The following is a 14,725-nucleotide window of genomic DNA, read 5'->3' on the forward strand; positions in this document are numbered from 1 at the left end:
TGCTCAAGGTGGCTGTCCCCGATGGACGATCAGAATAAGAACCTCATCCTTGCAACCGCGCTCAGCTTTTTGGTGATCCTTGTCTGGTTCGTCTTGTTTCCACCGCCCGAACCATCGGTGACACAGGAAGAGGCTGAAATTACCGCCCTTGAAGGGGACGAGGTGCAGACACCCAGTGCCACCAGCACTGTTGGTGAAGCAACCGCAACCACCGAAGAGACTCTGCCAGAGGAACAAGCCCCTCGGGTGCAAATCGACACGCCCCGCCTGGAGGGCAGCCTGTCCCTGTCGGGCGGGCGGATCGATGAGCTGTTCTTGAAAGACTACAAGGTTTCGATCGAAGAAGGAGCGCCCATTGTCGAATTGCTGTCTCCGGTCGGGTCGGAATCAGCATATTACGCCATTTATGGCTGGGCCCCAGGCGCAGGCCTGGCAGGTGCGGACGTTCCCGGCCCCAATACACTATGGACATTGGAGCAGGGAGAGAAACTGGGTGTAGATAGCCCCATCACGCTTGCCTGGGACAACGGCAATGGCCTGACCTTCCGCCGGATCATCTCGGTCGATCAGGACTACATGTTCACCGTGACCCAATCGGTCGAAAACGCGACCCAGTCCGAGGTGGGCATGGCCCCTTATGGCATTCTCGCCCGGCACGGTATTGGCGAAGATGGCGATCTTCCGGGCCTGAAGAATTTCTTCATCTTGCATGAAGGCGTGATTGGCATGTCGGATGGCACACTGTCCGAAGTCGATTATGGCGATGTCCGCGATTTCGATATCGACCCGAATGAAAGGGCCCAGGCCGAGGTCTATCAGGTCAAGGAAGATGGATGGATCGGATTTACCGACCATTACTGGATGACTACACTGATCCCCGAACCCGGGTCAGCTTTCAAAGCAGCCGCCAAATACGACTCGCGCCGCAAAATTTATCAGACCGAGACGGTCCTGCCGACACTGACTGTCGCCCCAGGTGAAACCGCCGAGGTCACGACCCGCCTGTTCGCCGGTGCCAAGGAATGGGAAGCCATTCGTGAATATCAGGCTGAAGGCGTGCAGAAATTCATCGACAGCATCGACTGGGGCTGGTTCTTCTTTCTGACCAAGCCGATCTTCTGGCTGCTGCACAATATCAATGCTCTGATCGGCAATATGGGCTGGTCCATCATCGGCCTGACCCTGATCATCAAGGCAATCCTCTTCCCGCTGGCCTTCAAATCCTACGTCTCGATGGCGAAAATGAAGGAACTGCAGCCGCAGATGGAGGCGTTGAAAGAAGCCGCAGGGGACGACCGCCAGAAGATGCAGCAAGGCATGATGGAGCTTTACAAGAAGGAAAAGGTAAACCCGGCCGCTGGCTGTTTACCAATCCTGATGCAGATTCCGATCTTCTTCTCGCTATACAAGGTGATCTTCGTCACCATCGAACTGCGCCAAGCCCCCTGGTTTGGCCCGTTCCAGGACCTCAGCGCGCCGGATCCGACCTCGATCATGAACCTGTTCGGCCTGTTGCCCTGGGCTGGCCCACAACCAGAAACGTTCATGGCGCTGATTTTCATCGGCATCCTGCCGTTGTTACTGGGTATCTCGATGTGGCTGCAGCAAAAGCTGAACCCGGCACCAACCGATGCGACACAGGCGATGATCTTTGCCTGGATGCCTTGGGTGTTCATGTTCATGCTGGGCAGCTTTGCCAGCGGGTTGGTGGTCTACTGGATCGCGAACAACACGATCACATTCACCCAGCAATATCTGATCATGCGCAGCCAAGGCTACAAACCTGACGTATTCGGAAACATCAAGTCTGGCTTCAAGCGCACCCCAAAGACGGATGACAAATGAGCGGAACAGTAACCGCTTTGTGGCGGCACCCGATAAAAAGTCACGGGCGCGAAAGCCTTGATCACATCACCATGACCCCCGGGCAGACCATGCCCGGGGATCGTATTTGGGCGGTTGCGCATGAGGCGTCCAAAGCGGATGGGTCGGAATGGGTGCCCTGCAACAATTTCAGCCGCGGCGCGAAGGCGCCTCAGTTGATGGCAATCTCAGCGCATCTACAGGGTGACACGGTCACGCTGCGCCATCCCAACCGCCCCGATCTGAGTTTTGAGCCCGACACGCAACAAGACAAATTTCTGGATTGGGTGAGGCCACTGATGCCGACAGACCGGGCCGCCTCGGCCCGCATCATCCGCGTTCCCGGTCGCGGGATGACCGATAGCGATTTCCCATCGATCAGCCTGTGCAATATGGCCTCGCACCGTGCGGTCGAACAGAAATTGGGCCGTGATCTTTCGATTGCACGTTGGCGTGGCAACATCTGGTTCGATGGCCTGCCACTGTGGGAGGAATTCGACTGGCTGGGCCGCAATATACGAATTGGCGAGGTGATCTTTCACATCCGTGAACGCATAACGCGTTGTTTGGCCACGACGGCCAACCCCGAGACGGGTGAACGCGATGCCGATACGCTGGGCGCGCTCGGCAATTGGAATCATCAGGATTTCGGGGTCTACGCTGAGGTTCTGCAAGGCGGCAGCATCCGCCCCGGCGACGAGGTACAGGTACTGTGACCGCTCTTCGTTTTCCATTGGCCGAATCCCCTGACGCATTCGCAACAGAAACCGGGCGCAAACTGTTTGCCGGACCATCCGAGTTCGTCAAAGGCGTGGTCGCCATGGACGGCCTGCCCGCACCTGACCGGCTGGAAGTCTGCTTCGCAGGGCGCTCAAACGTGGGCAAGTCCAGCTTAATCAACGCGCTGACTGGGACCAAAGGGCTGGCGCGTGCATCAAACACGCCGGGCCGCACACAAGAGATCAACTTTTTCACTCAAGGACCTGATCTCTATTTGGTTGACCTGCCGGGATATGGTTACGCCAATGCGCCGGTCAAGGTCGTCGAAAAGTGGCAGCGGTTGCTGAAAAAATATCTCAGCGGCCGTCAAACCCTGCGCCGCACCTTTGTGCTGATCGACTCGCGCCACGGGGTAAAGCCGGTCGACGCAGAGATTATGAAGCTGCTGGACACCAGCGCTGTCACGTTTCAATGCGTTCTGACCAAAGCCGACAAGGTAAAAGCCAACGACCGCGAGAAGGTGCTGCAGCAAGTACGCAGCGCGCTTGCCAAACACCCCGCAGCCTTCCCCGAGATCGTGTTAACATCATCCGAGAAAGGCGACGGAATTCCCACCCTGCGCTCGATCATCGCGCATCTGGAATAGCTTGGCTCTTGGCAGCACCGCTCAAAGACCCTAACACGGGTGCCCAGAGGGACCTCAGCCATGAAGACAAGAGATATGAATCGGGATTGGATCGCCACCGCAGCCACCTTGAACAGCGCCCTGCCCTACCTGCAGCGCTATGACGGGGCCATCGTTGTTATCAAGCTGGGTGGACACGCCATGGGCAGCGACGAGGCGATGGAAAGCTTTGCGCGCGACGTTGTTCTGATGCGGCAAGTCGGTGTAAACCCCGTCGTAGTGCATGGCGGCGGTCCTATGATCAACGCCATGCTGGGCAAGCTAGACATTCAGTCCGAATTTGTCGGCGGCAAGCGTGTGACTGACAAAGCCACTGTTGAGGTGGTCGAGATGGTTCTGTCCGGCCTTGTAAACAAGCGTATCGTACAGGCGATCAACGGTCAGGGCGGCTCGGCTGTGGGTTTGTCGGGCAAGGATGCAAACCTGATGATTTGCGATCAGACCGATCCATCGCTGGGATTTGTGGGCTCACCGTCCAAGATGAACCCAAAGGTTCTGCATGACCTGTTCTCACATGACGTGATCCCCGTTATTGCCCCGCTTGGTGCGGGCCAGAATGGTGAAACGTTCAACGTCAACGGCGACACCGCGGCTGGCGCGATTGCCTCGGCACTTAAAGCAGATCGCCTTCTGCTGCTTACCGATGTTTCGGGCGTCAAGAATGCCGCCGGAGAGGTCGTGACCGAACTGAAAGCCGGTCAGATCCGTGAGATGACGCTGGAAGGCACTATCGCGGGTGGAATGATCCCCAAAACAGAAACCGCGTTGGACGCGCTGCATAGCGGTGTTCGGGCAGTGGTAATACTGGACGGGCGCGCGCCAAATGCGGTGTTGCTCGAACTGTTTACGGAACACGGTGCCGGATCCCTGATCCGCCCGGATTAACGCCATAGTGATCTTCGACATCTTGCACCGGGCATTAACATGCTCGATTGTGAATGTATGGAGAACGAGCCCCTATTTCGCCTAAGCGTGTTTTTGATCCTGTTTGTTGTGTTTGCGGCGGCAGAGACAATTGCGCCAAAACGCTTACGAACTTGTCCGCGAAAAAATCGGTGGCTAACCAATCTATCAATCACTGTTTTGAACACACTGATGCTCAGGACTATGGCGATTGGGTTGCCCTTATTGGCAGTTGGCGCTGCCATTGATGCCGGGAAAAATGGATTGGGCGTTTTTAATTGGCTCGCTTGGCCAGGGTGGGTTGAGCTTATTCTGTGTTTGCTGATTCTGGACTTTGCAATCTGGCTACAGCATCTGATTACCCACAAGGTGCCAATCCTTTGGCGGCTACATCGTGTGCATCACGCCGACCGAGACATGGACGTCACTACTGCAGTCCGCTTTCACCCTGTTGAAATCGCGTTGTCCATGATCCTGAAAATCGGGCTAATCTATCTGCTCGGCGCCAGCGCCCTGGCTGTGATCCTTTTCGAGATCCTTCTTAATGGCACAGCGTTGTTCAATCATTCAAACTTGAAGCTCCCCCTTGCCGTTGACGCTTTGGTACGTAGGGTTCTTGTAACACCCGATATGCATCGCGTACATCATTCGGTGTTCCGAACTGAGCATGACAGCAATTATGGCTTTGCACTGTCTATCTGGGATCGGATGCTGGGGACTTACATCGCACAACCTCGGGACGGGCACGAACAAATGAGCGTGGGATTGGAATGGCAGGACGATCGACCAACAAAACTGGGATGGAGTCTGGCTCTGCCCTTCCGCCGTCGATGACTTACGCCAATGTCGAACGAGCAGCCACTCAGGTTGGGCTGATAGTTATGGGTGCACAACATCCGCGCGTGTCGGGAGCCAAACAACTGGACGGCGGCACATTGATCCTGCTGGGGACGGCAGGAGCGTTCTGGCCCACTCTGACTGCATCGCCTGAGTGGAAGGTTGGTCAACCCGATCCTGTAGACCGATGGTCAAAGCGAGTTATTGGCAAACTGGCACAGGACCTGTCAGCCGCAGCACACTATCCATTTGGCGGCCCACCTTACGCGCCATTCATTGATTGGGCACTAAACTCCGGGCGCACGTTCAGCAGCCCGGTAGGGGCACTGGTGCACGATACTGTGGGAATGATGATTTCATTCCGTGGCGCTTTGCATTTCACTGGGGAAATTATGATCCCGCACAACTTACAGCAATCCCCATGTATTGAATGCCCCGCCCCTTGCGCGACCACCTGTCCGGTAGAAGCGCTGAATACGCACAGCTTCTACGATGTGGCCGCCTGCAAAGGATATCTGGGTACTGAAGCTGGACAAGACTGCCTGAACGATGGGTGTATCGCGCGGCGCGCCTGCCCTGTCAGCGCAGGTGCCAGGCGTCAACCCGAACAGTCGGCGCATCACATGAACGCCTTTTTTTCATCATGACCCGAACTCTGATTCTGACCCGCCATGCGAAATCCAGTTGGCAAGATCCATTTGTCCAAGATCACGACCGGCCACTAAACAAACGCGGACGAAAGTCGGCTACTGAGATCGGCCGCTGGTTACAAAGCAATGGTTGGTTACCAGATGAAGTCATCAGCTCAACAGCACAACGCACGCGGGAGACATGGAACCGGTTGGGGCTAAGCGCATCAAAGCTGTCCTTTACCCCCGGCCTCTACCTTGCCGGGCCCGATGAAATGTTTGGGGCGCTTTCGTCGGCTTCGGCAAAGACCGTGCTCATGCTAGGCCATAATCCCGGTATTGCAGAGTTTGCAGATCGATTAGTGCGCCGAGCCCCAAACCATCCGAGATTCTACGATTATCCGACTGGCGCAACGACTGTTATCCATTTTGAAGCACCAGATTGGACTTCGGTTCGTTGGGGAAGTGGTGAAGTTCTTGGATTTACAATCCCACGCGAATTGCTGGAATAAAAAAAGGCGGGGTAACCCCGCCTTTCTGATCTTCTGGTCACGGTTCAATGACCCAGAATTTGGCTTAGGAACAGTTTGGTCCGCTCGCTCTGAGGGTTATTGAAGAACTCTTCCGGTTCGTTCTGTTCCACGATCTGGCCTGCGTCCATAAAGATCACACGGTTGGCAACCTGACGTGCAAAACCCATCTCGTGGGTCACACACAGCATGGTCATGCCTTCCTCGGCCAGCTCGATCATGGTGTCGAGCACCTCTTTGATCATCTCGGGGTCCAGCGCCGATGTCGGTTCATCAAACAACATGATCCGCGGCATCATGCAGAGCGAGCGGGCAATCGCCACACGCTGCTGCTGACCACCCGAAAGCTGGCCGGGATATTTCAGCGCCTGATCCGGGATTTTCACCTTTTCCAGGAAATGCATCGCGCGTTCTTCTGCCTCTTTCTTGGGCGTTTTACGTACCCAGATCGGGGCCAGCGTGCAGTTTTCCAGAATGGTCAGATGCGGGAACAGGTTGAAGTGCTGGAACACCATGCCAACTTCGGACCGGATCTTGTCGATGTTCTTGAGGTCATTCGAAAGTTCCGTCCCATCCACGACAATCGTGCCTTGCTGGTGCTCTTCCAGCGCGTTCAGGCAGCGGATCAGGGTGGACTTACCCGACCCGGACGGCCCCGCGATCACGATCCGCTCGCCCTGATTGACGGTCAGATTGATATCGCGCAGTACGTGGAAGGATCCGTACCACTTGTTCATGTTGTTGATTTCGATGGCGACCTCGTCGCTCACCTGCATCTTGGTGCGGTCGATTTCGCGGTCAATTGCAAGTTCAGACATATGTTGAACTCCTTAATGATGATCCGTGGCAAGGCGACGCTCGAGCCACTGGGAATATTGAGAGATGCCGTAGCAGACGACGAAGAACAGAAGCGCGGCAAAGCCCAGAAGCTCCCAATAGACGCCGTTCCATTCGGTCGACGCCAGGATGGGACCCCGGATCATGCCCACCAGATCGAACATTGAGATGACCGAAACCAGTGTGGTGTCCTTGAACAGGCCCACGGCCACGTTCACGATACCGGGGATCGATATCTTCAATGCCTGCGGCAGGATGATAAGCCGCATCGCCTGCGGGTAATCCAAACCAAGACTGTCTGCTGCCTCGTACTGTCCACGTGGAAGCGCTGCCAGACCACCGCGGATCACCTCGGCGATATAGGCGGCTGAGAACATGGTGATCATGATCACAACGCGCAGGAACAGGTCGACCGTGCTGTCAGGCGGGAAGAAATACGACAACATCACCGAAGCCACAAACAGCAGTGTGATCAAAGGCACACCACGGATGAATTCGATGAAGATGACGCAGACCCACTTGATCAGCGGCATGTTCGACTGACGGCCCAGCGCAAGTGCGATCCCTAACGGGACAGACAACGATACGCACGCCAAGCCCAGCATCATGTTGAGCATGAAGCCACCTAGATCGCGGCTGGGAACAGCGGAAAGCCATGCCCCCTCGGACGCATCCTCTGGGATCAACGCACCGCCAAGCTTCCAGACGATCAAGGCAACGATAATGGCCCCGAAGAATCCAGCGGCAAAACTGTTCTTCCCGAGCTTCTGAAAGACAGCACCCGCAGCAACGCAGCCAAGTAGGGCAACGAAGGGTACCAAGATCGTGCCACCCCATATCAGCCAGAAGGCAATGAAGGGATAGAGGGCTGTAAAGATCAGGAGTTTGCGCGGTAGGTCGAAGAACAGGACCGGTGCAACCGCCGCTAGCATCAGTACGAATGCCAGATTAGGCCGCCAATACGCATCGGTAGGGTATTTGAACCCGTAGATAAGCTGAGGCCAGCGTTCGGTCAGAACCGCGAAACACGCACCTGTTTTACCGGCGAGAATCTCTCGGCATTCCGCAAGCGAGTTCGCGTTCCACACTCCATTCAGGATCCATGGCAACGTGTTCTTCAGAAGCACATAGATCAACATCAGCGACAGGACAGTCAGGATTGTATTGGTTGCGCCAGAGAAAAGATTCTCTCGCAACCACTTCACAATACCCGTCTGGTTCGCTGGTGGTGGCGACGGAGGAATGGTGCCATCGGCCACAAAGGCGATCGGGTTTGTTGTTTGATCAGCCATGGCTCAGCGCTCCTTCAACTTGACGGATGCGTTGTAGACGTTCATCACCATTGAGATCAGCAGCGAAGCGGTCAGATAGAACAGCATCAGCAACAGAACACACTCGATCGCACGACCGGTCTGGTTCAGTGTGATGCCACCCAACGTTGCAGTGATATCCGCATAGCCCACGGCAATCGCCAGCGACGAGTTCTTGGTGATGTTCAGATACTGCGAAATCAGTGGCGGGATGATCACCCGCAGCGCTTGCGGCAGGATCACCAGATTCATGATCCGCCCGGGGCGCAAACCCAGTGCAGCTGCAGCTTCGGTTTGACCTTTCGAGATCGCCTGAATACCCGCGCGAACGTTTTCCGCGATGAAGGCACCGGTATAAATCGACAAGGCAAACCACAAAGCGATCAGCGGGCCACCGATTTTGATACCACCGCTGAAGTTAAAGCCCTTCAGCTCGGGAATGTTCCAAGTCAGACCCATCACCGCCATCAGCAGCGCAAAAGGCACCAGCCAAACGGCCAGTTTCACAAGGCCGGTTTTCGGACGCTCGCCAGTTTGTTCCTGCTTCAGCGTGGCGCGTTTTTCGATTTCGCGAGACGCAAACCAAGAACCGACCAAAAACACGATCACTACAACCCAGTTCAGAATTGTGGCGCTGAACAAGCCATTGGCGAATTCCGGACGCGGGATATAGACACCACGGTTGGTGAAAGCGAACAAGTCAAACAACATGCTGGATGTTGGGTTATCGCCGCGGAAGGCTCTGGGCCCTGGCAATACCGCTGTCATGATGGTGAAGATGATGATGATCCAGATCAGGACCGGGATGTTCCGGAAGATCTCGACATAGACGGCCATCAACTTTGACACGAGCCAGTTATTCGACAGGCGCAATACGCCCGCTATCACACCAAACACCGTGGCTGTAACACAAGCCAGAACAGCGACAAGCAGCGTATTGAGAATACCAACAATAGCTGCGCGCCCATGCGAAGACTGGCTGTCATATTCAATCAAACGCTGGTTAATGTCGTACCCCGAAGGGTCGCCTAGAAATGTGTAGGAAATGTTGAGGCCGGCGGCCCTGAGGTTCTGGATCAGGTTGTTGCCAAGATACCAGATGGAAAGCGCAATAACGACGGCCGCAATCACCTGAAATGTCAGTGAGCGATAGCGGGTGTCGTTTATGAGCATAGACAACCGAAAGTCAGCTTTCGGTGGGTCAGTCATAGTTGACATATTTAGGAATCCCCGTGCTTTTCGAGCGCTTCATTGTCGGCGGGGTTCTCCCCACTCTTGAGCAACTCGTAGCATTCTGATGAGAAAAGGGCGCAGGTTGCCCTGCGCCCTTTCCAATGGATTTTAGCGGAACGGCGGCGAATACAGCAGGCCACCTTCGGTCCACTGTGCGTTCAGGCCGCGAGCCAGACCAATCGGAGTTTCTTCACCGATGTTCTTGGCGAAGACTTCGCCATAGTTACCACCAGCTTTAATCGCCTTGGCGGCCCAATCAGCGTCCAGACCCAGCATTTCGCCCAGAGTACCTTCGGTACCCAGCAGACGGTTCACTTCGGGGTTGTCACCTGCGCCGGCGCTCAGCTCATCGATATTGGCCGAGGTCACGCCCAGCTCTTCAGCCGAAACCAGAGCGTTCAGAGTCCAGCGGACAACGTCGCCCCACTCGTGATCGCCGTGACGGACCAGCGGGCCCAGAGGCTCTTTCGAGATGATTTCGGGCAGCAGGACGTGGTCACCAGGGTTTTCGAACGTGGCGCGAGTAGCAGCCAGGCCCGATGCGTCAGTGGTGTAAACGTCACATGCGCCAGCCAGATACTGCTGCTGTGCTTCGGCGTTGGTTTCGATCGGAACCGGCTCATAGCTGATGTTGTTCGAGCGGAAGAAGTCCGCCAGGTTCAGCTCGGTTGTGGTGCCGGTCTGGATGCACACGGTTGCGCCGTCCAGTTCCTTGGCCGAGCTTACGCCCAGCGCTTTGGGAACCATAAAGCCCTGACCGTCGTAGTAGTTCACGCCGACGAATTCGAACTTCAGGTCTACGTCGCGGCTGAATGTCCAAGTGGTGTTACGAGCCAGCATGTCGATCTCACCCGAAGCCAGCGCGGTAAAGCGAGTCTTGCCGGTGGTCGGAACAAATTCAACAGCGCTTGCATCGCCCAGTACAGCGGCTGCAACAGCACGGCACAGTGAGACGTCAAAGCCCTGCCATTCGCCATTCGCGTCGGGTGCAGCAAAGCCGACCAGACCGGTGGTCACACCGCAGTTCAGCTTGCCGCGTGCTTTGACATCGTCAACAGTCCCCGCCGCAGCTGCGCCAGCAGCCAGGCCGGCAATGGTTGCCATGCCCAAGATTACGGATTTTTTCATTTTTACCTCTTCCTGATTTTCCATCCCTTTATGGGACGGTTCGATCCGGCACTATGCGCGCCAGAAAGGTTACCCAAAAGGTGTCTCCCCTTTAGTGGCCCGAGTTTGGGCGTATTCATCAACAAACGTCAAGGGCTGGATCAGGGAAAACGATTGATCAATTTGGGCAATAAGGGGCTCAAAATCACGATTTGAGCCCAAAAAGTCTCAGATCGAGATGTCGAAGAAACGCTTGGCATGCAAAAACGCTGCTTTTTTTACTTCGGCTGCAGCGTGTGCCTCGTCATCATGACCCCACTGTTCGATCTGCCACAGCTCATCCAATCGAGAAATATGCCAGATCTCATCTGGCGCTCGCCAATCCAAAGCCGCAGCAAATCCAAGAATCAATGATCCGGACAGACTGACAAGATCGTGAAACGCCGCCAACTGAAAGGCATTGAGCGCATGCACCCGGTCGCGCAACGTTTGCAGCGTTTCTGTGTCTTGCGGTTGATGCACCACGCCCACGCGCGAAATTAATCGTGCGCCCAGTGCGTCGGCAGCCCAATCCAAAACGGGGTCCCAATCGTTTGCCTGCCGGTTTTGCAAAGCCTCGGGGTGCGTCGCCCGATAACACAACAAATCCGAATCGCCATAATCTGCTAACATATCAGCGACCTCACCATGCTGATGCTGCACCTTGTCGATCGCCGCGTTGGCCGAACGGGTGAAAGGCATCGTGGTGGGATCGACCTCTTTTTCCTGCGCGTCCCATTCATCCGCAATGGCCTGCGCCATGGCATGCGTGGGAAGGACCAGCGCAGCTTTTGCCGGTGTCTTGACACGACGACCATCCAACTCAACCGTGTAACCGTTGTCGATCTCAACGACCGCGCCTGAGATCCAGAAGCGTTTTGGTTTCCAGTCGCTCATATTTTTCAGTCCCAGATGTTGGCCAGTGTCACTGGCAATTCTTCGAAGCTCTCGATCACGTATTGAGCAGTGCTCAGGGCTAATCGATCATGGTATCCCCAGCTTACTCCGATACCTGCGATCTGCGCGGCAGCAGCCATTTCCATGTCAAAACTTGTATCACCTACCATGACCGAATGAGCGGCCCCCACGCCGGTTTCAGCCAGCGCCGTTTCGATCATCGATGGATGCGGTTTTGACGGGTGATGATCGGCCACCTGCCGAGTGATGAAATATTGCTCCAACCCATGCGCCTCTAACAGCGCATCCAGTCCGCGCTTGGATTTCCCGGTCGCAACCCCCAGCAGCACCTCGGGCATTTCATGGAGTGCCTGAATTACTTCCCGAGCGCCCGGATAAAGCGGCGAGCTGGCTGCGCCCTGCTCTAACCGTTGCGCGTGATAGGCCTGTTTGTAGCCATCAACCAGCGCGTTCTGCGCCAGATCGGACTGATCCGGCGCAAGATGTGCCATCGCATGAGGCAGAGACAAGCCAACGATGGATAGGATTGCGTTTCGGCGCGGCACTGGCAAAGACTGCGCCTGAAAGCTGGCAGTCATCGCCGAAACGATGGCGCCCTGACTGTCGACAAGCGTGCCATCCACGTCGAACAAAACCAGCCGTAAGGGCGCACTCATCGCAGCTGCTCGAACGGATCGTCGGATGCCAGATCCTCGGTCCAGCCGAGCGTATCCCAACTGTGTTTCATGTGGTCTGGCAATGGGGCTGTGATCGTGATGGGTTTTCGTGTTTCCGGATGCTCAAATGACAGGCTACGCGCGTGCAGATGAAGTTTCTTGCTGATGATGCCGCCCAGCTGAGCCCCCCAGCCATCGCCGAGGTTTTCCTGCCCTGAGCCACCGTATTTTCCATCTCCGATGATAGGGTGGCCGATCGCTGCCATATGCGCACGCAGTTGATGTGTCCGACCGGTTACCGGCTCCATTGCAACCCATGCGGCCCGGCCCGCCACACGGTAGAGCGTGGCATAGAGCGTATGCGCGCGTTTTGCGCCAGGCGTATCGTTCACTTCGCTCGGATGAACAGCGATCATCTTCTCGCCTTCGCCCTGTTTGCCATGCCCCGGAGCCTTGACCAGACCGGTCTTGATCTCACCCAGATATGGCGTCGGCACCCCTGCAACGAGCGCCCAATAAATCTTTTGGGTGTTGCGATGCCGGAACGCTGCGGTCAGCCCCTTGGCGGCTTCGCGCGTGCGGGCCATCAACAGCACCCCAGATGTGTCCTTATCCAACCGATGCACAAGGCGCGGGTTCTCATCGTACCCAAAGCGCAACGCTTCTGACAGGCTGTCCACATGGCGCGTCTGACCGCTTCCGCCCTGCACCGGCAGCCCATGTGGTTTGTTCAGCGCCAGCACGTGATCGTCCTTATAGATCACGCAAGACTGGATCATCTTTGCGTCGGCGTCCGAGACACGGTGCCTTACTACTGCCGGCTTATGGTCCGCATCCGGTAGCGGGGGCACACGCACGGACTGCCCGACCTCCAATCGAGTCGCGGCTTTGACCCGCCCGCCATCAACGCGCAGCTCACCCTTGCGACACATCTTCTCGATCCGGCCTTGGCTGACATGGGGAAACAGCCGGCGCAGCCAACGATCCAACCGCTGTTCGCCATCGCCCTCAGCTACGGTGATCACCTGTACGCCGCTCATGCCATTGCCCCTTTTTCCGCGCGGCTGATCCGCCCGGATTGTGCTTGTTTCAGTGCCTTAGAAATCATGCGCGTCTGTCGCGCGCATCGAGTGCAGAGTCAAGCCTAGCCCGGATTGCGCTGCGTTCTCAGTTTGGCAAAGTACTCCAACCGTTTTTTTAGTTCTCGCTCAAAACCGCGCTCGACCGGCTGATAGAGAACCGGGCGCTTCATATCATCCGGGAAATAGTTCTGACCCGAGAACCCATCTTCGGCATCGTGGTCATAGGCGTAACCTGCCCCATATCCCTGATCCTTCATCAGCGATGTCGGTGCGTTAAGAATATGTTTGGGCGGCGGTTCACTGCCCGATTGTTTTGCCAACCGCATCGCTGCCTTGTACCCCACATAAGCCCCGTTCGATTTTGGGGCGAGCGCCAGATACACCAACGCTTGTGCCAGTGCCAATTCGCCCTCGGGCGAGCCCAGCCGTTCGTAGGTTTCCCAGCTATGAAGACAGATTGATTGCGCCTGCGGATCGGCCAGTCCGATATCCTCGACCGCCATTCGCGTGATCCGGCGTGCCAGATAGCGCGGGTCTTCACCCCCTGTCAGCATCCGCGCGAACCAATAGAGCGCCGCGTCCGGATCCGATCCACGCACAGATTTGTGCAGGGCCGAAATAAGGTTGTAGTGCTCGTCCCCCGATTTGTCGTATTTCGCTGCCCGCCGCATCAGACGCGTCGACAGCGCATCAGAATCCAGTGCGGTTTCCACGGTCCAGGCGGCAACCTGTTCGATCAGGTTCAACAGCGCGCGCCCGTCGCCATCCGCCATTTCCTGTAGCGCTTCGCGCGCCGCAGGGGTTAGGGGCAAGGCACGGTCCAGCTCTTTCTCGGCCCGTTGGGTCAAGCGTTCAAGATCAGCGAGGCTGAGACGTTCCAGCACCAGCACCTGAGATCGGCTGAGCACCGCTGCGTTCAACTCGAAGGACGGGTTTTCAGTGGTCGCGCCGACCAGAAGGATCGTGCCGTCTTCCATATGCGGCAGAAACCCGTCCTGTTGCGCTTTGTTGAAGCGATGGATTTCGTCAACGAACAGCAAAGTGCCCTGCCCGTTCTGGCGGCGGATCTTGGCGGCTTCGAACACCTTCTTCAGATCCGGAACACCGGTAAAGATAGCACTGATCTGTACGAAATGCAGATCAGTTTCCTGCGCGAGCAACCGGGCAATTGTCGTCTTACCTACGCCCGGAGGCCCCCAAAAGATCAGGCTCGACAGGCTTCCAGAAGCCAGCATCACTCCCAACGGAGCATCCTGGCCCAACACTTGTTCCTGCCCGATCACCTCGGATAAGGATTGCGGACGCAACCGATCTGCTAGCGGTCTGTGCGGCGAAGCCGTGGGTTCGCTCGACCCTGTATCAAACAGATCATTCAC

Annotated in this window: 15 protein-coding genes; 7 read left to right on the forward strand and 8 right to left on the reverse strand. The window is 56.4% G+C overall.

The window, feature by feature from the left end:
- The first annotated feature begins 21 nt into the window (after window positions 1-21).
- The 7 genes from yidC to ACR0JR_RS16920 are packed head-to-tail and all read left to right on the forward strand — an operon-like array spanning window position 22 to window position 6,149.
- Complete coding sequence (yidC, locus tag ACR0JR_RS16890) at window positions 22-1,845, forward strand: membrane protein insertase YidC (protein ID WP_170478188.1); 1,824 nt, start codon at window positions 22-24, stop codon at window positions 1,843-1,845.
- Window positions 1,842-2,579 (forward strand): MOSC domain-containing protein, encoded by a 738-nt coding sequence (locus ACR0JR_RS16895; RefSeq protein WP_319546266.1) that lies wholly within the window; start codon window positions 1,842-1,844, stop codon window positions 2,577-2,579. The genes yidC and ACR0JR_RS16895 overlap by 4 nt, the downstream gene beginning before the upstream one ends.
- The gene (yihA, locus tag ACR0JR_RS16900) at window positions 2,576-3,229 is read left to right on the forward strand and encodes a ribosome biogenesis GTP-binding protein YihA/YsxC (RefSeq protein WP_480457135.1); all 654 of its coding nucleotides are present in this window, start codon (window positions 2,576-2,578) and stop codon (window positions 3,227-3,229) included. The genes ACR0JR_RS16895 and yihA overlap by 4 nt, the downstream gene beginning before the upstream one ends.
- 60 nt (window positions 3,230-3,289) lie before the next feature.
- Window positions 3,290-4,153: an acetylglutamate kinase gene (gene argB / locus ACR0JR_RS16905; protein WP_480457136.1), complete on the forward strand. Its 864-nt coding sequence runs from the start codon at window positions 3,290-3,292 to the stop codon at window positions 4,151-4,153.
- 57 nt (window positions 4,154-4,210) lie between these two features.
- Complete coding sequence (locus ACR0JR_RS16910; protein WP_480457137.1) at window positions 4,211-5,005, forward strand: sterol desaturase family protein; 795 nt, start codon at window positions 4,211-4,213, stop codon at window positions 5,003-5,005.
- Window positions 4,972-5,655 (forward strand): ferredoxin, encoded by a 684-nt coding sequence (locus ACR0JR_RS16915; RefSeq protein WP_480457138.1) that lies wholly within the window; start codon window positions 4,972-4,974, stop codon window positions 5,653-5,655. Before ACR0JR_RS16910 ends, ACR0JR_RS16915 begins: the two co-directional genes overlap by 34 nt.
- Complete coding sequence (locus ACR0JR_RS16920) at window positions 5,652-6,149, forward strand: SixA phosphatase family protein (RefSeq protein WP_480457139.1); 498 nt, start codon at window positions 5,652-5,654, stop codon at window positions 6,147-6,149. Before ACR0JR_RS16915 ends, ACR0JR_RS16920 begins: the two co-directional genes overlap by 4 nt.
- Before the next feature lie 44 nt (window positions 6,150-6,193).
- On the opposite strand, the gene ACR0JR_RS16925 is transcribed toward ACR0JR_RS16920, so the two are convergent.
- The 8 genes from ACR0JR_RS16925 to ACR0JR_RS16960 all read right to left on the reverse strand — a co-directional run bounded on the left by ACR0JR_RS16925 (window position 6,194) and on the right by ACR0JR_RS16960 (window position 14,725).
- Window positions 6,194-6,985: an amino acid ABC transporter ATP-binding protein gene (locus ACR0JR_RS16925; protein ID WP_029621560.1), complete on the reverse strand. Its 792-nt coding sequence runs from the start codon at window positions 6,983-6,985 to the stop codon at window positions 6,194-6,196.
- A gap of 12 nt (window positions 6,986-6,997) precedes the next feature.
- Window positions 6,998-8,296: an amino acid ABC transporter permease gene (locus ACR0JR_RS16930; protein ID WP_170544300.1), complete on the reverse strand. Its 1,299-nt coding sequence runs from the start codon at window positions 8,294-8,296 to the stop codon at window positions 6,998-7,000.
- Between the two features lie 3 nt (window positions 8,297-8,299).
- A complete protein-coding gene (locus ACR0JR_RS16935) occupies window positions 8,300-9,532 on the reverse strand; it encodes an amino acid ABC transporter permease (RefSeq protein WP_170478212.1) in 1,233 nt (410 codons plus the stop codon).
- 123 nt (window positions 9,533-9,655) lie between these two features.
- Complete coding sequence (locus ACR0JR_RS16940) at window positions 9,656-10,675, reverse strand: amino acid ABC transporter substrate-binding protein (RefSeq protein WP_010437135.1); 1,020 nt, start codon at window positions 10,673-10,675, stop codon at window positions 9,656-9,658.
- 207 nt (window positions 10,676-10,882) lie between these two features.
- Entirely contained in the window at window positions 10,883-11,590 is a 708-nt protein-coding gene (locus tag ACR0JR_RS16945; protein ID WP_480457140.1) for an ATP12 family chaperone protein, read from the reverse strand.
- A 5-nt stretch (window positions 11,591-11,595) separates the two neighbouring features.
- Window positions 11,596-12,267, reverse strand: coding sequence for an HAD-IA family hydrolase (locus tag ACR0JR_RS16950; protein ID WP_480457141.1), 672 nt, complete (start codon window positions 12,265-12,267; stop codon window positions 11,596-11,598).
- Window positions 12,264-13,307 (reverse strand): RluA family pseudouridine synthase, encoded by a 1,044-nt coding sequence (locus tag ACR0JR_RS16955; protein ID WP_480457142.1) that lies wholly within the window; start codon window positions 13,305-13,307, stop codon window positions 12,264-12,266. The genes ACR0JR_RS16950 and ACR0JR_RS16955 overlap by 4 nt, the downstream gene beginning before the upstream one ends.
- A 104-nt stretch (window positions 13,308-13,411) precedes the next feature.
- Window positions 13,412-14,725 carry a replication-associated recombination protein A gene (locus ACR0JR_RS16960; protein WP_170544307.1) on the reverse strand — a complete coding sequence of 438 codons (1,314 nt, stop codon included), beginning with the start codon at window positions 14,723-14,725 and terminating at the stop codon, window positions 13,412-13,414.

The organism is Ruegeria sp. AA3 (assembly GCF_056542905.1).